A 19657-nucleotide genomic window follows, 5' to 3' on the forward strand; every position below is an offset into this window, starting at 1 on the left:
TTGAAAAGCTTAAGGCGGCAAACAGAATGATGGGAATTGTCAGCCGTGGAGGAACATTCATGGCCTCATGGATCAACCATAACGAGATGGAAAACCCATTATATGAGAATTACGATTACCTATTGGAACTGTCCTATGAATACGACATCACATTGTCATTAGGCGACGGCCTGCGTCCTGGCTGCCTGGCTGATGCAAGCGATATCCCTCAAATCCAAGAGCTTGTCAATCTAGGAGGCCTTGTCAAAAGGGCACAGGATGCCAACGTGCAGGTTATGGTTGAAGGCCCAGGCCACATGCCACTTAACCAGATCAAGGCAAACATGGAGATACAAAAGACAATATGTCACGGTGCGCCATTCTATGTGCTCGGACCATTGGTTACTGACCTTGCACCTGGCTACGACCACATAACAGGAGCAATAGGAGGGGCAATTGCCGCAACCGCAGGAGCAAGCTTTTTATGCTATGTCACACCTGCAGAGCACCTGTCACTTCCAAGCCTGGAGGACGTTAAGGAAGGAGTGGTTGCATCCAAGATTGCTGCTGAAGCGGCTGATGTTGCAAAAGGCCTGCCGCAGGCATGGGAGCGTGAACGCGCCATGGCACGTGCACGCAAGAACTTCGACTGGGAAGAGCAGTTCAATCTAGCATTGGACAAGTCCAAGCCACGCAAGTACCGTGACAAGTGCGAGTTGGATGATGATGAGATGTGCGCAATGTGCGGAGAATATTGTGCAGTTAAAATAGCTAAGGGCGATTTCTAATGAAGTATCAGGAACTGGTGGATGTTTACTCAGCCCTTGAGGCAACCACAAAGAGACTTGAAAAGACCGAGATAATCTCACAATACCTGAAGACATTGGATTCAGACACCATCGAAAAGGTGGGGCTGCTCATTCTGGGAGTTGTTTTCCCGGCATGGAGTTCTGAAGAAATTGGCATCGGAGGCAAGCTTGTGGAGCGTGCGGTTGCAGAGGCTGTAGGAACCACTCAGGCTGCGGTTGAGGATGCCGTTCGTGACGAGGGAGACATTGGCCTTGCATGCATCAAATTGTATGCCAAGAAGTCCCAGATGACATTCTTCTCACAGCCTTTGACAATCGATTTCGTATTCAACAGTCTTCGAAAGCTCTCACAGATTTCAGGTTCAAGGTCAACCAACCGTAAAATCGCAGTCATACTTGAACTGTTAAGTCAGGCAAGCGCCACCGAGGCCAAATATCTAACACGAACCATCACAGAGGAGCTGAGGATCGGTGTTGGTGACGGGGTTGTTCGTGACGCAATAGCCCAGGCATTTGATATTGACAAGGCGGTTGTTGAGCGTGCGCAGATGCTCACCAATGACTTTTCCGTTGTGGCCAGAACCGCCAAGGAGGAAGGGGAGGAAGGATTGGCAAAGCTTAACCTTACACCGGGAACCCCTGTAAAGCCGATGCTTGCCCAGCTGGCTCCTCCGCTTGATGAGATCATCCCTGAGATGGGCGAGGCGTTATGCGACACCAAGTATGATGGAATAAGACTGCAGGTTCACAGAAACGGTGATGAAATCAACATCTTCACACGCAGGCTTGAAAACATCACCAATGCATTGCCTGAGATTGTGGAGCTTTTCAATGAGCACTTGCCTCATGATGACTATATCGTTGAGGGAGAGGTCATAGCAACACGCAACGGCAAGCCTTTGCCTTTCCAAAATGTTTTGCATCGTGTGCGCAGGAAGCATAATGTTGAGGAGGCAATGGAGAACGTGCCCTTGAAGGTTTATCTCTTTGACGTGATGTACTATAAGGTTCCGATGATTGACGAGCCCTTGAAGGTTAGGCGTGAAACACTTGAAAGCATCGTGGACACCTCAGTGGATGAGATGAACCTGAGCACCATGAAAATGGGCACTGCCGAGAATATCGATGAGATTCAGGAACTCTTCGAATGGTCAATCAATGAGGGGCATGAGGGAATAATGATTAAGGACTCCACCGAAAAGTATATTCCCGGCCTTAGGGGCAAGAAGATGCTTAAGTATAAGGCCGAGCCTGAAACACTTGATATGGTTGTTGTTGGTGGAATATACGGCATAGGCAAACGTGGGGACTTCGTGGGCTCTTATCTTTTAGCGTTGAGGGACGAGGACAATGAGTTCAAAACCGTTGCGCTTGTGGGAACCGGCCTTGATGATGCAGCTCTCGAGTACCTCACCGGCAGGATGAAGGAGCTGGAGATTTCAACCAAGGGCCGTGAGATAACAGTTGAGCCTAAGATTGTTCTTGAGATTGCATTTTCCGAAATAGTTGAATCCCCCGAGTATGAGACAGGCTACTCATTGAGGTTCCCTGTCGTAAAGAACATCCGTAAGGACAAAAGCCCCATGGATGCCGATACCGTTGAAAGGCTGCTTTCAATGTATCATACGGGAAACTAGTTTGGCAGGGCCTTCACCCTGTCTATTACGATTCTTGTCACCGGATATACGATTATCTCATACACAGTCTTGAAGAGTGCCTGAGCAACGATCATCACTATTAATGCCTCAAGGGGCATTGTTCCGTAGAATCCTATGAATATGAATATTATTGCATCCAATCCCTCACCGAAGAGTGTTGAGATTATGCACCTGAAGAAGAGCTTATCGTCATCCCAGCTCTTGAGGCGAACCATCACCTTGGCATTGACCAGCGAACCTGCAAGATATGCGATGAAGCTTGCAGCCAAAAGCCTCCATGTTGAACCCAGCACTGTGCTGAATGCCTGTGAATTTTCAAAAAACACCGGAGCGGGAAGCATGATTGTTATGTTGTAGCACACCACCGCTATGAGATTCATGAAAAATCCCAACAGTATCACTTTACGGGCCTTGTCGTAGCCGTAGCATTCGGCAAGAACATCATTAACGATATATATCACCGGAAAGATTATCACACCGCAGGGCAGTGTCAGAGAAAAAAAGTCGAATGTCTTGCCGGCAATGATGTTTGATATTATCAGTGCCGCAGTGAAAACACCGGTCAGTGTGGCGTATAGGCTTGTTTTGGTCGAATTTTCAAACATATGGTTAGTATGTTTTTCCAAGTTAAAATAAACTTTGCAGTGGACTTGTCACAAATATATAAGCTATAAGCCCCAATCTTCAATTATGGAAATTACAGATGATAAATTATTGAAAATAGCTTTGATAACATCTCTTATTGGAATAATAGGTTTGATAATCTTCACTCCAACAATTGAGGTTAAGGAAATTGCGATTAAGGACATTAATCGTGGGATGATTGATGAGGAAGTGAAAATCACCGGCGTGATTACTGACGTGGCCCAGTCAAGCTCGAAGACCAGCTACTTTTTAAACATCAATGACGGGGAGGCGCAGATTTCCCTGATTATCTTTGAAAACCAGGTTGCCGAGATTCAGGGCAGGAACCTGGATATTGAGGATTTCAAAAACCGTCGAGTCCAGGTTGTCGGGACAATAACCGAGTACAATTCCGACTTGGAACTGATATTGTCAAGCGGGGACAGTTTGCGTATAATTTCCTAACAACATATTTTTATTTATTGAAAATCATAAATAACTAATATAAAATTTTATAGGAAATTAGAACATGTCTGATAAGAAAAGATTATTTGGAACTTTTGGAGTTAGAAGAACTGCCAATGATGTTTTAACCCCTGAATTTGCAACAAGGCTTGCCGCATGCTACGGCAGTGTTGTTCAGGGCACTGTTGCCGTTGGCGGGGACACTCGTACTTCAACTCCAATGTTGATGGAAGCTGTGAAGGCAGGACTGTTGTCATCAGGATGTGACGTTGTGGATTTAGGAATACTGCCTACACCTGGTGTTCAGTATGCTGTTCGCAAGTATTATGATGGTGGAGTAATGATTACCGCTTCACACAATCCTCCAAAATATAACGGTATTAAGTTCCTTGACTCTGACGGTATTGGAATACCTGACGATATGGAATTGGAAATTGAAAGATTATACTTTGACGCCGAACCGAAAAGGGCTGATTTCTCACAGATCGGTGAGGTTTACACCAACGACAAGATCATTGACGAGTATGTTGATGAGGCAATCAGCAAGGTTGACGGCGAGGCAATCAGGAACGCCAACCTGAAGGTGGTTGTGGATTGCGGGTCTGGTGCAGGATGCTACACCGCACCGTACCTCATTCGAAAGCTTGGCTGTGACGTCACCACTTTAAACGCACAGCCTGACGGTTTCTTCCCTGGACGTAACCCTGAACCTATTGAGGAAAACCTTCAGGAACTGATCAGTGTCGTTAAGGAACTGGGTGCCGACATTGGTCTTGCCCATGACGGTGATGCCGACAGGACAATCTGCATTGACGAGAAGGGGAATTTCGTTTTAGGAGACAAGACATTCACCCTTGTTGAAAAGCAGATGCTTAAGGAAAACAATGGAGGAACCATCGTCACCACCGTTGCAACCTCCCAGGCGATTTATGATGTTGCAGAGGAGTATGGCGGTGAGGTCATTGCAACTGCCGTTGGCGATTTGCTTGTTGCCCGTAAGCTCAAGGACACTGACGGATTGTTTGGTGGCGAGGAGAACGGCGGTTTGATTTTCCCTGATTTCGTTTATGGCAGGGACGCTGTGATGACAGTTGCCAAGATCCTTGAGATTGTAGCCAAGGAAGGAAAGCCATTATCCGAACTGGTGGCCGAGTTGCCGGTTTATTATGCAAGCAAGATGAAGATTGAATGTCCGGATGATGAGAAGGAGTTCGTCATGACAAGCATTGCCGATGAGATCAAACAGACCACTGATTTCAAGTTGGACTTGACTGATGGCGTCAAGATACTTAAGGATGACGGTTGGGTCATCATCAGGCCGTCAGGAACCGAACCGATCTTCAGGTGCTTTTCGGAATCTGATTCTCAAGCAAAGGCTGACGAGATGACCGATTGGGGTATGAGGCTTATTAAGAAGTATAAGAAATAATCAAATACGAAAAAACCATCACCAAAAACCTTTTAATTTAATTGCTTAAACGATTGATTAAAAAATATATTATATTAAAACTTTTAATTTAATCGATGCTTATTTTAATTTAAAAATAGTAATTATTGAAAACTAAAAAAACAAATCATGTAATCTACATGAATCTAGAAATATTCAAGACATTCCTCTTTCAGGAAGAATGCATCCTCATTGTCAGGGTCTCTCAGAAGCACCATGTTAAAGCTGTCCACCGCATCCTCGAACTTTCCAAGCTCCATCAGCACAACACCCTTGTTGAGCATGAAGTCGATATTGTTCTTCTCAAGGGCAATGGCCTTATTGAAACATTCCAATGCATCATCAAGCTGACCCAAATCAATATAAGCGTTACCCATACGGTTGATTGCTGAAGCATCCATCTCAGAATCATCCAAACATACTTCAACAGCCTTGTCAAAGGATTCAATAGCCTCCTCCAACATCCCCATGTCAGTCAACAGGTTTCCGCGGGAATTCCAAACCTCAGGGTTTTCACCGTCAATCTCAATCAGCTTGTCATAGACCTTGAGCGCATCATCATACCTTCCAAGCATCTCAAGGATGAAACCCCTCCAGTACAATATTATCGGGCTGCTCGGACGATAGTTGTATGCGATGTTGCTTACCTTCAATGCCTCGTTGATGTTTCCTGAATTCAAAAGGGCAATGGCCTTATTGTTGAGGATATAAATATTTGCGGGTTCAATTTCCAAGGCCTTGTCATAGCACTCGATGGCCTCAATGAACTTGCCCAGCCTTGAGAGGTTATCCCCCTGCTTGTTTAAAAGGTAAACGTCATTAGGGTCAAGGCGAAGTGCCGCATCATAGCACATTGTGGACTTGTCAAACTTGCCGCTGTCAAAAAGAATGTCCGCACGTTTGGTAATCATCGCCTTTTCATCAATCTTATCCCCTTTCCAATCGTCTATATCGATTTTTTCAAAGGATATTATTTGGAACTCATCGTCAGGACTGATGCGTCCCCCATACATTTTCTTGAATTCCCTAAGCATGTCCTTACAGTCCTTGAATCCTTCCTGACGAGCCAATTCCTCATCATCCTTGATGTCCTCAAACGAAACCGTTTCGATGCCTGTAACGAATGCCTCGAAAATCTTCATCTTCTCTTTGGAGACGAGATTCCAGTAGCAGTACAGTCTGTCTCCTACCTTAAGCGGAGTCTTCCACGCCTTGCGTATGGTTCTGGTTTTCTTACCAGTGATTACATCTATATCATTACTTGAAAAGGATAGAATCGGCATAATATTACACTTTAAATGACTTGCTCTCCGAACTCCCCTGACTTGACCTTGACTATGCCGTCGAAATACGGCTTGATTTCACGGGCCAGATCGGCCAGGTCGTGAGGGTTTGGGACTTCAACTTTTTCCAGTGCAGGGTCAAGCACGTTCTTGTTTCTGAATTGCTGTATGGTGTAGACATCGGCGGTTATCTCGTCTACGAGATTGATGATGTCCTTTTTGGTGTGCAGTGTCGGAACGTAGGTTGTCCTCGCTTCCAGGTGAACTCCTGCGTCGTTGATGTATTCCATTGATTTTTTAACTTCAAAGCCTACATTGGCTCCGGTGATTTTGCGGTATTTTGGGAATGTTGTCTTGACGTCAAGGGAAACATAATCCAAAAGGCCCAAGTCAAGGATCTTCTTAAGCTTTTCCGGATAGATTCCGCTGGTGTCCAGTTTGGTTTTAAGTCCGATTTCACGGACATACTCAAGTATTTCAATTACCTCATCGGTTTGAACCAGAGGCTCGCCGCCGGATATGACCACTGCATCGAGAAAATCGAATGATGAGTCTATTTCCTCCTTCACTTCCTCGAATGTCTTTTCGGACTCATCCTCCAGCAGTTCAACATTGTGGCAGTACCGGCATGCCAATGGGCATTTTGACATGAAGATGACCAGTGACATGTTTCCATGGAATTCAACTGAAGATATTACTGTTCCTCCAATATACATTAGCTTAAAACCTCTTTTAAAATTTCAATGAACTTGGCATCCTCCTCCAGTGTGCAGATGCTTATCCTTATCCAGTACTCATCCAAGCCCTTGAATGATGTGCAGTCACGCACGATGATTCCCTTCTTCATGAGCTCAAGCGCCAGCTCGGAAGCGGTGTAGCCTGTTTGCTTGACGTTTATAAGCATGAAATTTGATTTTGACGGGAACACGTATAATCCGTCAATCTTGGAGACTTCATCGTAGAGGTACTGTCTTGATTCAATTCCCTTGCGTATGGATTCCTGAATGTATTCAGTGTCCCTGAAGGTGTTCAGTGCCGCAACGAATGAAAGTCTGGTGAGTGAGAATACCGGCTTGATTCTGTGCATGTACTCAATTATCTCTTCGCATGCAAGGCCGTAGCCTATGCGCATTCCAGCAAGGCCCAATACCTTTGACATTGTGCGGATGATGAATATGTTGTCGTGATCGTTGATCAGGTCCTTGTTGGTGACTTCTGAGTACTCGAAGTATGCCTCGTCGATGACTATCAGTATTTCAGGGTTCTTGGCCGCCATATCAACGAGAACTTCCTTGTCAATCAGTGTTCCTGTCGGATTGTTCGGACTGCAGAGGAATATCATCTTGGTTTTTGGAGTGATGGCCTCATAAATTGAGTCGACATCAAGCTCATTGGCGTCCAAGTCCCATTTTGCGTAAACCGGTTTTGCACCGTATTGCTTCAACAGGTATTCATAGTACATGTATGATGGCAATGGGACGATGAACTCGTCGCCATCGTCAATGAATGTTTTAGCAAGCACATCGATGATTTCATCTGCACCGTCTCCGCCAATGATTACCTGTGAGGGCTTGACTCCCGAATATTTGGCCATTTCATCGACAAGCTCATGCAATTGTGATTCAGGGTATCTGTTGATTGCATGTATCTCCTCTTCAATGGCTTTCATTGCCTTTGGGGATGGGCCCCATGGGTTTTCGTTTGACCCCAGTTTAATGATGTCTTCTTTTTTTAGGTTGAAATCACTGGCAATCTCGTCTTGAGATTTTCCAGGTACATATGAATCCATTTCTTCTACGATTTGCCTTGCTTTCATATTCTAATCTTCCTTATATTGTTTGGAAAGTTTCACATAATTATTTGCATTATTCTGAATCATTTCAATCTGTTCAGGTGTGACCTGCTTGACCGCTTTTGCCGGAACACCTAGTATAAGGCTTCCTTCAGGGAATTCCTTTCCTTCACTCACAACAGCTCCGGCACCTACAATTGAGTTCTTGGCTATGTGGGCTCCGTTAAGGACTGTTGCGTTCATCCCTATGAGGACATTGTCGTCAAGCTTGCATCCGTGAACTACTGCACCGTGGCCGACGGACACATTGTCTCCGATTTCCACAGGAAATCCTTTGGTGCAGTGAACTACGCAATTGTCTTGGACATTGGAATTGTCACCGATTGTTATCGTATCAGTGTCTCCCCTGAGCACGGCTCCGTGCCAGATTGATACGTTTTCGCCTAATTCAACTTTTCCAAGTACTTGTGCGCCTGGGCATATTACAATAGAGTCTTTATTATTTTCCATAATATCGCCATTTATTTTTTTATCTTATTCTTGTCTTGTATGATATGATTCTGTTTTACCAATACGCGTGTATCGGAGGGTACATCATCATATAATAAAACCCCTGAGCCTATAGTGGCATTGTGGCCAACCTTCACTCCAGGTGAGAAGCTTGAGTTGATGCCTGTCTTTACGGAATCCCCAATGATTGATCCGAGCTTGCGCCTTCCGCTGTCTATCATCTGGTTCTTGATTTTTGTCTTGACTGAGCGGTTGTCGAACCTCAGGTTAGCGATGTTTGTTCCAGCCGCAATGTTGCAGTTGGATCCTATCACTGAGTCCCCGACATAACTCAAGTGGCTGACGTTGGTGTTCTCCATGATGATTGAGTTCTTGATTTCAACGGCGTTTCCGACATGGACATTGTCGCCGAGGTATGAGTTTCCGCGTATGTATGAGTTTGGGCCTATGTCACAGTTCTTTCCTATGTATACGTTTCCCTCAATGTATACTCCGGCCCGGATGATGCTTCCCTCATCAAGGAAAACCTCCCCATGGATATGGGCTCCGTCCTCAACATGACCCTTGATTTCAGTCTTGAGCTGGCCGATCAATTCCTCATTTACTTCAATGAGTTCCCATGGTCTTCCAACATCAATCCAATCCTTGTTGGTCTTGTGGCCTATCACTGTTTTGCCGTCCTGAATCTGCAGGGTCACGGAGTCTGTGATTTCATACTCTCCACGCTCTGAGATTTCAGTGCGGTCTATCTTGTCGAAGATGTCCTTGTTGAAAATGTAGATTCCCGCATTGACCAGGTTGCTTGGAGCCTCCTCCTTTTTAGGCTTTTCAACAATGCTTTTGATGTTTCCGTTTTCTATTTCAACCACACCGAATGCTGACGGGTCCTCCACTTCAGTCAGCACCATCAATGTGTCAGGCTTGAGGTAATTGTATTTCTTGATGATTTCATGAATGATCTCATTGTCCAGGATGATGTCACCGTTCAGGACTATCATGCTATCCTTGATGAAATCCTTACCGTAGCCGATGGCGTTTGCTGTTCCTAAAAAGTCCTTTTGTGTCTGGTAGGTAATGTTCACCCCGAAGTCGCTACCGTCACCGAAGTAGTCCCGAACCATCTCTTCCTTGTATCTCACTATCAATAGGATATCCTTAATTCCATTATCTCTCAATGATTCGATATTATATTGAATGATCGGTTTTCCAGCAACCGGAAGCATGGTCTTAGGCTTTGTAAGTGTTAACGGCCTCATCCTAGAACCTTCGCCGGCGCTTAAAATAATTGCTTTCACTTTTATTATCCCCTATAAAATATTATAATAATATTATATGTGTAACTCATTACTTATTAATTAACTTATCTACTCAAATAAGTAATTTTAAATAATAGTTTTAATAAACTCAAATTATATTAGCTATGCTAATGGCAAAAATTTTAAGGAGATAATAAAATGACTATATATGTTTGTTTACACTGCGAATACAGATTTGATTCAGAAAAAGGCGACCCTGCTTACAACATTCCTGCTGGAGCAACTCCTGCAGACATGCCAGACGACTGGGTTTGTCCAGAATGCGCTGCTTTAGGTATTGAAGCATTCATTGCAGAAGAAGAATAAAAACTCTTCTTCAATTTTCATTTTTTACAATAACTTTTTCTCACATAAACCTAAAATTGTTAAAAATATTTATATAATTTAATTTTTAAAAATAATATTGTAGTTTTATTTACTTGACGAATTTTAATGTGAATTTTAAAATTAAGCGTGGGAAATAAGATGACTAGAACAAAAAAACTGATAATAGCTATCTTGATAGTTATTCTTATTGGACTATTAGCATCAATTTACGGTGCTTTGAATACCGGTCCAAACCTTACTCAAGAAAATAAGGACATATTACTATTAACCTCTGATAAATACGAACAGTCAAACGGTGGAGTGGACATGGCATTCATGATCCACTTGGAAAACGGAAGTTTCGCTAATTACACTCCAGTATACCCTGGAGGAATGACACATCCAACACAACCCGCATCAAGTGCCCTTGGTGGAGGAAAAATGTTCCTGCACGATTGTCTATATGACGGTGTTGATGATGGTATGCAATACGCAAAAGAAATCGTGGAAGCAAACACTAATTTAACTGCAGATGCAGTTGTTCTTGTTTATGACGAAGGTGTGGACAACATTATTGATTCAATACGCCCATTAAAAGTAGACGGTGTTGAAACAAACCTTAGTGCAACAGACATTATTCGTGAAAACGATGCATACAATGGATATGCAGGTAACGAAGGAGTTTCAGGAACAATGTCAAGGTCAGATGCTGTTATGGTGCTTGTTAAGGCATTAGCTCAAGCGGCAGCAAACCCTGACAAGAAAGCAACTATGATTCAAGCAGCATTGAATGAATACTCAAAAGGAAATATCGTAATGAAACCTGAGGGTTCATTTACAAACTTGCTTGCTACAAAAGGAATTGAATCGCTAGGATAAACTTAAAACAATCTTTAAAGAATCATGCATTCTTTAAAGAACTTATTTTTTTAAATATTTAACAAAAAAAGAGAAAATAGAGAATTATAGATTCTCATTGATTATTTTTACACAGACTTCCCTAATCTCCTCAGCCCTGTCGGCATCTCGGGATTCAAGGGTTATTCTAATGTAGTCTTCAGTGCCTGACGGCCTTACCAAAACCCAACTGTCATCAGCGAATGTGAGCCTCACGCCGTCAAGGGAGTTGACTTCAGCTATATCGTCGAAGGCCTCTTCAAGCAAATCCTGCATGTTCTCCATCACCTTGACCTTGGCTTCCTTGGAGCAGGTTATCTTTTCGCGGATGTTTGGATATGACGGGATTTCAGCAAGCAGCTCTGACAGCTTGCCCTTGTTGGATACGAGTTCAGCCATTCTCAATCCTGACAGTATTCCATCCGGGCACATGCAGAAGTCAGGGTGCAGCCATGTTCCTGAAGGCTCCCCTCCGAATGCGGCATCTTTTTCTATGATGACCTCAGCAACGTTGACGTCTCCAACGGGTGTCCTGTAAACCTTGCCGTTGACTGACTCGTCCATGCACAGTCCCGCATCGACGGTTGTGACTATATCCCCGTCGAATTCCTTGGAGATCAATGCCAGCAATGAGTCGAACGGTGAGATTTCACCGGTTTCATCAACGGTGATCATCCTGTCTGCATCCCCGTCATGGGCGATACCGAGGTCTGCTCCGATTGCCACCACGGTTTTCATGAGTGTCTGGAGGTTTTCGGCATTTGGCTCAGGGTTGCGTCCAGGGAAGAATCCGTCAGGTTGTGAGTTGAGGGTTGTCACTTCACATCCTGCTTTCCTGAATACTAAAGGTGATATTTCGCTTCCGGCTCCTGATGCGCAGTCAACAACGACCTTGAGGCCAGGCTTGATGTTTACCATATCAACTAAATCATCAATGTATTGGCCTTTGATTTCCTCGTTTTCGCTTAGCTTGCCTATCTTATCCCAGGTTACTGAAATGTAATCCCTGTTGGAGTATATCTCCTCGATTTCACTTTCCTGTGCGGAGGTGTATGCCATTCCGTTCTTGTTCCATAATTTTATGCCGTTGTATGGGGAAGGGTTGTGTGAAGCGGTGAGCATTATTCCTGCATCGGCATTGAGTTTTTCTGTAGCATAGCCGACCAATGGTGTTGGAACCATTCCTATCTTGATTACGTTGACTCCGCTTTCAAGAAGCCCTGCGGTTATTGCCTGGTCGAGCATCTTGTTTGTAGTACGTGTATCGTATCCTATGACCACTGTGCCCTCATTGCCCAGGTAGTATGCCAGGGATTTTCCGACGTTCAATGCGAGTTCACAGGTTACTTCTGAGCCTATTTTTCCGCGTATCCCTGAGGTTCCGAATAGTTTTTTAGCCAACTTGATCACCCTTATGCACCGAACTTATGAGCGTAATTCATTAGATCCATCATGATGTTCATGACGTCTGAGCCTCTGATGCGGTTTAATCCTCCTTTTGCACATGCCCTTTCGGAGAATTCTGTCACGTCATCGGTTCTCACTTCAGGTCCTCTGATGAGCACAGGCACTGGGTCTCCTGAGTGGTTCATTACGGATATTGGTGTTGAGTGGTCTGCTGTGAGGTAAATGTATACGTCCTCGAGTTTAATGAGTTCGCTCATCACCACTTCATCGACCTTTTCAATGAATTCCTTTTTCTCAATTGTCTGGCCGTCGTGACCCGCTTCGTCTGCTCCGTCAATGTTTATCAGGAAGAAGTCATGGTCTGAGTTTTTAACCTGGTCGATGATTGTGTCACGGATGTTGTCGAGGTTTGTGTCGATTCCTCCGGTGACGTCGTCCATTTCGATTATGTCCATTCCTGCGAATCTTCCGATACCCATGATGAGTCCGGTTTCGGCTATGCATGCGGAGTTGATTTCGTATTTTTCATTGAGTGATTCCACCACTGGCACTTCGCCTGCTCCACGAGGGATGACGATGTTTGCTGGCGGCAATCCTTCCTCGATTCTTTTGAGGTTTACCGGATGGTCCTTGACCATTTCATAGGTTTTGACAACCAGCTTGTTTAGGATGTCTGCGGTTTTTGCGGCTTCAGGTGTGTCGTCAAGTGCTTTTACTTCCTTCGGTTTGTTTCCTTCGACTTTAGGGTCTGCATCACTTACCTTATCGGATAATCCTTCTCCGCGAAGCACGAGCACTGCCCTGTGGCCTGTTGATTCCTTGAATATTATCTTGATGTCAGGATAGTCTTCAAGAACCATTGTGTTCAGCACGTCGACTATGTCCTTGGTCCCTTCCTTGATTCTTCCTGCACGCCTGTCTGTCACGATGAGGTTCTCGTCAGCTGTGGAGAAGTTGCATCTGAATGCGATGTCGCCCGGCAGGACGTCAACTCCCACTCCGTTTGCCTCGAACGGTCCTCTTCCAGTGTAGACTTCATATGGATTGTATCCCAGTATGGACAAGTGTGCGGTGTCGCTTCCAGGTATGATTCCAGGAGCGATTGAGTCCATTATTCCAGTTATTCCTTCAGCGGCCATCTTGTCCATGTTTGGAGTGTTGGCTGCTTCAAGAGGAGTTTTGTTTCCTAATTCCTTAATCGGACGGTCGCCCATACCATCCATTATTAAAATAAGACCTTTCATAAAATATCACCTTTAATAAATTATACTATTATAATTTTTATGTTTAATAGTTAAAATAATTTATTTAAAAATACAGTTTAAAATTTTAAAATCAGGTTTAGAAAAAAAGTTTAAATCAGAAGTATTCCAACGATTGCACCGACTATTGTTGCAATCAGGTTAACGTGCTCGTTGGTCATGAAGCCATGGTTCTCGAATACTGCACCGAGTATGCTGTCCATGAAGCATCCCACTGTTCCGGATATGATTGACACGAGTATTGCGGATAGCGGATTGGCCACGACTCCAAGAAGGAATGCTGCTATACCTATTATTGCTGCTCCTGCGATTGCGACAGCTGTTCCCAATGGTGAGACTGCACCGTTTGTTCCTGGATCGACTTTCTGAAGTGTTGTTATCAATCTAGGATGTGCATCCAACACTCCGATTTCAGAGGCGAGTGTGTCTGCGGTTGCTGTTGCTATGGCGCCTATGAATCCTCCGACGAAGGGCAGGTAGTATCCTCCGAATGCGGCCATGAAACATGCGACTACTCCATTTGAGATGACGTTTTTGGAGGTTCTTCTTCCTTCAAACTCTCCCAGTGACATCTTGTATTTCTTGGAGTATTTGGTGGCGAGCAGTGACATTACCAAAAAGAGTATGATTAAAAGCAGCCAGTTGGCTCCTGCTGAAAATATTATCACGATGCCCATTATTACCATTACTGCTGAGCCGAAAAAGTCAAGTGATTTTCTCTTGTAGGTTATGAAACCCAGAATGAATAGAATCAAAACGTAAGCCCAGTTTATCATTAGTGTCTGCATGTTTACCCTCAACATTAATTATGTTGAAGATGATATAAAAACATTATCTTGAATGAAAAACCCAAATGATTTACTAAGCGATTTAAATGTAAATATGATTCATTATCATGATAGTTATGAGTTAAACATACAAAATTATCAGTCAAATATTTGTTTTAAAATGAGAAGTTTTAGAAAAAATAATATTGCTTCAAACTCACCTACATGAGATGATAAAAATTTAAAAAAAATAGTGTAAATGGGAAATTATGAATCCCATTTATTTTTTAATTTTAACTTTTCCACTGACCTTGTTCTTGTTGTAAATTGCAGTGTATTTGTACTTCTTACCCTTCTTGAGTTTCTTAAGCACGGATTTCTTCTTGATAGTTACTTTAGCAATACCCTTCTTGTTGGTTTTGGCCTTGTAGTACTTGCCTTTAAACTTGAATTTAATGACTTTACCCTTAACTGCCTTGCCGTTGGATAGTTTGACTTTTGCCTTAAGAACTATCTTCTTGCCTTTTTTGACCTTGACGGTTTTCTTGACCAGCTTCATTGTTTGTTTTACAACCAGCTTGCTGGTGGTCTTATAACCTCTGTATTGGAAGGTCATTGTGTACTTTTTAGGGTTCAAGTTAATCTTAACCTTAGCATAACCATTATTGTTGGTTACGCCAACGTAGCTGATTCCGTTAACCTTAAGGGAAACGACTTCGCCAGCACCCACTGGAGTACCGTCATCATCTATTGCCCTTACCACTACATATGTTCCGTCGTCGAAGTCCATTGTCACATCCTTGTTTTCAACTATACGTTTGACGATAGTTAAGTTTTTAACCACTTTTTGACCGGTTACAGGGTTGATGGAGGTTACCTCATAGTTTCCGACATCCAGTTTGGCCTGGAGTCTTGCAACACCCTTATTATCCTTAAATGTAACATTAATTAAATTACAGTCATTGACCGGATTATTGAAGTTGATTACCCCAAATCTGCCATCAGCGGAATTCCTTGAAAATACAGTATCTTTAATAGTTATTAAACTAAAACTAGAACCACCAAAGTAGACTGCACCACACATGGATTCAGCCTTATCAGGATTACCTCCTTTTTTTGCAGTATTGTTATCAAAATAACATCAATCAATGGTTATATTATTATTTGCTGTTGCAAAATATATTGCACCACCATATGATTCAACAGGCTTATCATTAGTATTATAAATTGAACTATAAACCACATTATTTGTAAAGTTTGAATTATAAATGAGAATATTATTTGATTGTGATTGGTCTGTAGGTGTTAAACGTGCAAAAGCAATTGCGCCACCATAACTTCTCTCATTATTTCCAGAACTTTCAGCAAGATTTTTATCAAAATTTGAATTTAGAACTCGAATGTTACGATAGGAAAGATACAATAAAATTAATGATAGTGCATGATTTCACAAAAGCACAGTTAAAAAAAAAGAGTGTAATAATCCCATTTGGGATTATTTTTTAAATTTTCTAAAACCAACACCAACCATTGATACTAATACTAAGATTAACACGATTATTGGATTTCCGGTTGGGTGTTTTTCAAGTCCTACCTGATTGTGACTATCCTCCTCCTTGTTTATCGGTTTGACATATATATCACCTGCAGTTTCAGTTGGAAGGTACTTGTCATCACCGGAATACCATACTTTAATTCCATGCACCCCAACACTTAATCCAGGTACCTTGAATACTGCTTTTCCGTTTTTGACTTTCGCAGTATAGGTTTTGCCCTCAACTTCAATTGTCACAGTTCCTGTTGCATCATCCGGCAATGTGACTGTTATTGTGCCGTCTTCACCGACTGTAATGTCCGGTGCATCAACGGTAATGTCCGGTTTCAGCTTGGATACCTTGAAGTTATCCTCACCATTGGTTGGCAGGTACTTGTCATCTCCACTGTAGCTGGCATCAACTGTGTATTTACCGGCCTTAAGTCCAGGGATGGTGAATTCTGCAATGCCGCTGACAACATCCGCAGTGTATTTTTTGCCGTTGACGGTGATTGTCACAGTCCCTGTTGCATCACTAGGTAAAGTCACTGTTATTGTCTCGTCTTCGCCAACATAGATGTCTTCTGAGTCAACATCAATCGGTGGCTTGATTTTCTTGACATTGAATGTTGTTGAGTTTTCACTTGGCAGATAGTGCTCATCGCCTTCGTATTTTACTGTAACGTTTTTAAGACCTGCTTTTAGGCCAGGAACAGTTAAGTGTCCTTTGCCGCCAGTGATGTTTACAGTGTATTTTTTGCCGTCGATTGTGAGGGTGACGTTTCCTGTTGCATCAGGTGTGAGGCTCACCTTGATTATTGCATCTTCGCCAACGTAAATGTCATCGGCAGTGACATTCACAACAGACGGCAGAGCCCTTACTTTAAATACTGCATCGGCACTTACGCTGGTGTAGTTTTCATTGCCCAAGTATGTAGCGGTCACTGGATATTGTCCAACTGCAAGTCTTATCAGCTTCCATGTTGCCTCACCGTCATAAGGTGTGAATCTTAATGCCCTGAGCAGGTTTTTCTCCTGGACTGTATGGTTGAGTCCTGCAATGATTGATCCCACTCCATTGTTAACTGTGATGTTTACAAATCCTGGAGCGTTTACTGTAACGTTCAATACTTCAACTTCACCGTACATGATGTCCACCACTTCTATGCGGATTACAGGCACTCTTGGAGACACCTTGAATTTTCCAGCAGTTGAGTTTCCTTCATATCTGCCGTCACCAGGATAGGTTACGGTCACGTTATACTCTCCTCCGGCCAAATCAGGAATTGTGAGCTCGACAACACCATTATTTATAGGCTGGTCAGGATATGTGACGTTTCCGACTGTAATGTTAACTGTTCCTGTAGCTTTTGCAGGCAAGATCACCTTAATCGGCTCATCATCACCGTAGGTTATGTTTTCTGTTTCAAGCTTGATTGGAGTGTCAAGCTTATTGACAGTGACGTTTTCAGAAGTGTAATTGTTGTTGGTCAAGTTGGTATCGTTTTCATTTGCCTTTACAACTACACTGTTCTCGATTGTTTCAGCCTTAAGCACTTTTACTGTCAGTGTCAATGTTGCAGTTTCATTTGCCTCAAGCAATGGAATTGTCCATTTATTGTTGACATAGGTTCCTTTTGATGGGTTTGCAGTTATCTCAACTCCACCTTTGAGGTTTTCTGTAACTTCCACATCTGTAGCGTTGCTTGGACCGTTGTTTTTAACTGTAATGGTGTATACTACTGTATCGCCGACAGTCACATTTGTCTTGTCAACAGTCTTGTTGATTACAAGGTCGACTGCAGGTGTCACGTTAAGGTCAGTGTAGTTTGTTATTCCTGTTGTGTTTTCAGATGAATTTGCTTTTACAACATTTCTTAAAGTTCCGTTAGCCATCACTTTAACTACAACCCATACCTCAACGGTTTGGTTTAACTTTACATTGCCGATATTCCATGTTACAGATGTCACACCATCTGCAGTGGTTTTTACACCACCGTTTGATGTGACATATTCCATTCCGGAAGGCAGGACATCAGTAATGTTTACATTGCTTGCATCGGATGGGCCTTTGTTATATATTGTTATTGTGAAGTTTACAAGGTCTCCTGCACTTGCATTACCGGTCAGATTAGCCTTTTTGACCGCTGTTAGATTTACTGCAGGTAAAATGGTTACAACTGTTTCATTTGAAGTGACGTTTTCACTTTCAGTTGAGTTTACAACTGCAACATTGAAGTAGAAACCATTCTTGATTGCATTAACTATAAGTTCAATTGTAACAGTTTCATTAACGTTGATCCTATCAAATTTCCATATGACTTTCTGACCGTCTCTTTCACAGGTAATGTTTGAAGACTTGAATCCGAATGCTTCATTCAAGTTATCTGTGACAATCACATTAGTTGCATTGCTTGGGCCGTTGTTTTTGACAACGATTATGAATTTGACTGCATCACCGACACTTACATTTACTCCTTCAGCAATATCAGCGTATTTCATAATAGTTATGTTTGCTTTAGGCGCAACAGTAATGTTGGTTTCGTTTGACGGAACGTTTGTTGTGTTTTCAGTTGAGTTTACTACTGCAATGTTTGTGAATGTGCCGTTGGTCAATAGTTTAACCTGTACCCACACTGTAGTGCTTGTTCCATTTTCTAACTTGTCAATAACCCACACAACCTTACGGCCAGCATCCATTCCAACATTGCCATATGATTTGACCAGTTCAAATGCACTATCCAATGTATCTGAGATTACTACATGTGTAGCATTGCTCAATCCATTGTTTGTGACTGTAATTGTAAAGTTCACAAGGTCTCCCACACTTGCGTTTGCAGGGTTTGCTGATTTTACGATTGTCAGGTTGACATTCGGTGTCACTGTAATGTTTGTATCGTTTGATGGAACATTTGTTGTGTTTTCGCTGCAGTTAGCAACAGCAACATTGGTGAATGTGCCGTTAGTCAATAATCTTACTTTTACCCAGACGCTTGCATTTGTTCCGTTTGCAATCCTGTCAATAGTCCATGTTAACTTGCCGTTGACAGGAGTTGCACCACCGTATGCCTCAATGAATCCGAATGCAGGGTTAAGAACATCTGAAATGTTAACTTTTGTTGCATTGCTTAAACCGTTGTTTACAACAGTTATTGTGAAGTTCACAACATCACCCACAGTAGCATTTGCAGGAGTTACAGTTTTGATTACTGTAAGGTTGACCTGTGGAAGTGCTGTAACATTGTCTGAAGTGTCATTGTTGTTTGTAAGGTTAGTATCGTTTTCATTTCCAGTAACGTTAGCAAAGTTAGGAATAGTGCCGTTCATAATTACTTTAGCCCTAATGGTTAAAGTAACGGTTACGCCTGAAGTAATGTTACCAATTGTCCATTTATGTGTTGTTGCATTATATTTACCCCATGATTCAGTGGAATTGACAAATTCAAGTCTAGGATCTAACTCATCCATTACATATACACCAGTTGCATTTGAAGGACCATTATTTGTAACAGTAATTGTATATTCGACAATGTCACCTACATGAACCTCAGTTTTTGTAACGTTTTTAACAATAACCAAATCAACAGCAGGCTTAACAGTA

General features: G+C 42.7%; 18 protein-coding genes. 6 read left to right on the forward strand and 12 right to left on the reverse strand.

Annotated features, from left to right (window positions below; all coding sequences use genetic code 11):
* Both thiC and QZU77_RS03925 read left to right on the forward strand, forming a co-directional pair.
* The coding region (gene thiC / locus QZU77_RS03920) for a phosphomethylpyrimidine synthase ThiC (RefSeq protein WP_295600317.1) at positions 1-767 on the forward strand (767 nt) is incomplete at its 5' end.
* Positions 767-2425 carry an ATP-dependent DNA ligase gene (locus QZU77_RS03925; protein ID WP_295600319.1) on the forward strand — a complete coding sequence of 553 codons (1659 nt, stop codon included), beginning with the start codon at positions 767-769 and terminating at the stop codon, positions 2423-2425. The genes thiC and QZU77_RS03925, both read left to right, overlap by 1 nt.
* Here QZU77_RS03925 and QZU77_RS03930 read toward each other — a convergent pair.
* Positions 2422-3051, reverse strand: a complete 630-nt coding sequence (locus QZU77_RS03930) for a queuosine precursor transporter (protein ID WP_295600322.1) — start codon at positions 3049-3051, stop codon at positions 2422-2424. The genes QZU77_RS03925 and QZU77_RS03930 overlap by 4 nt on opposite strands.
* An 85-nt stretch (positions 3052-3136) precedes the next feature.
* Between QZU77_RS03930 and QZU77_RS03935 the strand changes: the two genes are divergently transcribed.
* The gene (locus QZU77_RS03935) at positions 3137-3535 is read left to right on the forward strand and encodes an exodeoxyribonuclease VII large subunit (RefSeq protein WP_295600325.1); all 399 of its coding nucleotides are present in this window, start codon (positions 3137-3139) and stop codon (positions 3533-3535) included.
* A gap of 64 nt (positions 3536-3599) precedes the next feature.
* Positions 3600-4964, forward strand: coding sequence for a phosphoglucosamine mutase (gene glmM / locus QZU77_RS03940; protein ID WP_295600328.1), 1365 nt, complete (start codon positions 3600-3602; stop codon positions 4962-4964).
* Positions 4965-5128: 164 nt separating this feature from the next.
* Here glmM (QZU77_RS03940) and QZU77_RS03945 read toward each other — a convergent pair whose 3' ends face one another.
* The 5 genes from QZU77_RS03945 to glmU are packed head-to-tail and all read right to left on the reverse strand — an operon-like array spanning position 5129 to position 9868.
* Entirely contained in the window at positions 5129-6265 is a 1137-nt protein-coding gene (locus tag QZU77_RS03945) for a tetratricopeptide repeat protein (RefSeq protein ID WP_295600331.1), read from the reverse strand.
* Between the two features lie 11 nt (positions 6266-6276).
* On the reverse strand, positions 6277-6981 hold the full coding sequence (locus QZU77_RS03950) for an anaerobic ribonucleoside-triphosphate reductase activating protein (RefSeq protein WP_295600334.1): 705 nt from the start codon (positions 6979-6981) through the stop codon (positions 6277-6279).
* Positions 6981-8081 (reverse strand): histidinol-phosphate transaminase, encoded by a 1101-nt coding sequence (gene hisC, locus QZU77_RS03955; RefSeq protein ID WP_295600337.1) that lies wholly within the window; start codon positions 8079-8081, stop codon positions 6981-6983. The genes QZU77_RS03950 and hisC overlap by 1 nt, the downstream gene beginning before the upstream one ends.
* Positions 8082-8084: 3 nt before the next feature.
* Entirely contained in the window at positions 8085-8567 is a 483-nt protein-coding gene (locus QZU77_RS03960; protein WP_295600340.1) for a gamma carbonic anhydrase family protein, read from the reverse strand.
* 11 nt (positions 8568-8578) lie between these two features.
* Positions 8579-9868 (reverse strand): bifunctional sugar-1-phosphate nucleotidylyltransferase/acetyltransferase, encoded by a 1290-nt coding sequence (glmU, locus tag QZU77_RS03965; protein ID WP_295600371.1) that lies wholly within the window; start codon positions 9866-9868, stop codon positions 8579-8581.
* A 153-nt stretch (positions 9869-10021) separates the two neighbouring features.
* Between glmU and QZU77_RS03970 the strand changes: the two genes are divergently transcribed.
* Both QZU77_RS03970 and QZU77_RS03975 read left to right on the forward strand, forming a co-directional pair.
* The gene (locus QZU77_RS03970) at positions 10022-10189 is read left to right on the forward strand and encodes a rubredoxin (RefSeq protein ID WP_083495800.1); all 168 of its coding nucleotides are present in this window, start codon (positions 10022-10024) and stop codon (positions 10187-10189) included.
* Between the two features lie 159 nt (positions 10190-10348).
* On the forward strand, positions 10349-11068 hold the full coding sequence (locus QZU77_RS03975) for a DUF4012 domain-containing protein (protein ID WP_295600344.1): 720 nt from the start codon (positions 10349-10351) through the stop codon (positions 11066-11068).
* A gap of 84 nt (positions 11069-11152) precedes the next feature.
* On the opposite strand, the gene glmM (QZU77_RS03980) is transcribed toward QZU77_RS03975, so the two are convergent.
* The 6 genes from glmM (QZU77_RS03980) to QZU77_RS04005 form a co-directional block, all read right to left on the reverse strand.
* On the reverse strand, positions 11153-12493 hold the full coding sequence (gene glmM, locus QZU77_RS03980) for a phosphoglucosamine mutase (protein WP_295600374.1): 1341 nt from the start codon (positions 12491-12493) through the stop codon (positions 11153-11155).
* A 5-nt stretch (positions 12494-12498) separates the two neighbouring features.
* Positions 12499-13737 carry a 2,3-bisphosphoglycerate-independent phosphoglycerate mutase gene (locus QZU77_RS03985; RefSeq protein ID WP_295600347.1) on the reverse strand — a complete coding sequence of 413 codons (1239 nt, stop codon included), beginning with the start codon at positions 13735-13737 and terminating at the stop codon, positions 12499-12501.
* Between the two features lie 110 nt (positions 13738-13847).
* Complete coding sequence (locus QZU77_RS03990) at positions 13848-14543, reverse strand: TIGR00297 family protein (RefSeq protein ID WP_295600350.1); 696 nt, start codon at positions 14541-14543, stop codon at positions 13848-13850.
* A gap of 259 nt (positions 14544-14802) precedes the next feature.
* Entirely contained in the window at positions 14803-15606 is an 804-nt protein-coding gene (locus QZU77_RS03995) for a hypothetical protein (RefSeq protein WP_295600353.1), read from the reverse strand.
* A 57-nt stretch (positions 15607-15663) separates the two neighbouring features.
* The gene (locus tag QZU77_RS04000; protein WP_295600356.1) at positions 15664-15945 is read right to left on the reverse strand and encodes a hypothetical protein; all 282 of its coding nucleotides are present in this window, start codon (positions 15943-15945) and stop codon (positions 15664-15666) included.
* A gap of 72 nt (positions 15946-16017) precedes the next feature.
* Positions 16018-19657, reverse strand: a 3640-nt coding sequence (locus tag QZU77_RS04005; RefSeq protein WP_295600359.1) for an Ig-like domain repeat protein, incomplete at its 5' end; no start/stop codon positions are given.

Origin of the sequence: uncultured Methanobrevibacter sp., from assembly GCF_902774605.1 — an archaeon.
In the GTDB taxonomy this organism is placed as follows: Archaea; Methanobacteriota; Methanobacteria; order Methanobacteriales; family Methanobacteriaceae; genus Methanocatella.

Coding starts and splice junctions, on each gene's coding strand:
- QZU77_RS03925 (WP_295600319.1), top strand. CDS start 767: ATGAAGTATCAGGAACTGGTGGATGTTTACTCAGCCCTTGAGGCAACC.
- QZU77_RS03930 (WP_295600322.1), bottom strand. CDS start 3,051: ATGTTTGAAAATTCGACCAAAACAAGCCTATACGCCACACTGACCGGT.
- QZU77_RS03935 (WP_295600325.1), top strand. CDS start 3,137: ATGGAAATTACAGATGATAAATTATTGAAAATAGCTTTGATAACATCT.
- glmM (WP_295600328.1), top strand. CDS start 3,600: ATGTCTGATAAGAAAAGATTATTTGGAACTTTTGGAGTTAGAAGAACT.
- QZU77_RS03945 (WP_295600331.1), bottom strand. CDS start 6,265: ATGCCGATTCTATCCTTTTCAAGTAATGATATAGATGTAATCACTGGT.
- QZU77_RS03950 (WP_295600334.1), bottom strand. CDS start 6,981: ATGTATATTGGAGGAACAGTAATATCTTCAGTTGAATTCCATGGAAAC.
- hisC (WP_295600337.1), bottom strand. CDS start 8,081: ATGAAAGCAAGGCAAATCGTAGAAGAAATGGATTCATATGTACCTGGA.
- QZU77_RS03960 (WP_295600340.1), bottom strand. CDS start 8,567: ATGGAAAATAATAAAGACTCTATTGTAATATGCCCAGGCGCACAAGTA.
- QZU77_RS03970 (WP_083495800.1), top strand. CDS start 10,022: ATGACTATATATGTTTGTTTACACTGCGAATACAGATTTGATTCAGAA.
- QZU77_RS03975 (WP_295600344.1), top strand. CDS start 10,349: ATGACTAGAACAAAAAAACTGATAATAGCTATCTTGATAGTTATTCTT.
- QZU77_RS03985 (WP_295600347.1), bottom strand. CDS start 13,737: ATGAAAGGTCTTATTTTAATAATGGATGGTATGGGCGACCGTCCGATT.
- QZU77_RS03990 (WP_295600350.1), bottom strand. CDS start 14,543: ATGCAGACACTAATGATAAACTGGGCTTACGTTTTGATTCTATTCATT.
- QZU77_RS03995 (WP_295600353.1), bottom strand. CDS start 15,606: ATGTGTGGTGCAGTCTACTTTGGTGGTTCTAGTTTTAGTTTAATAACT.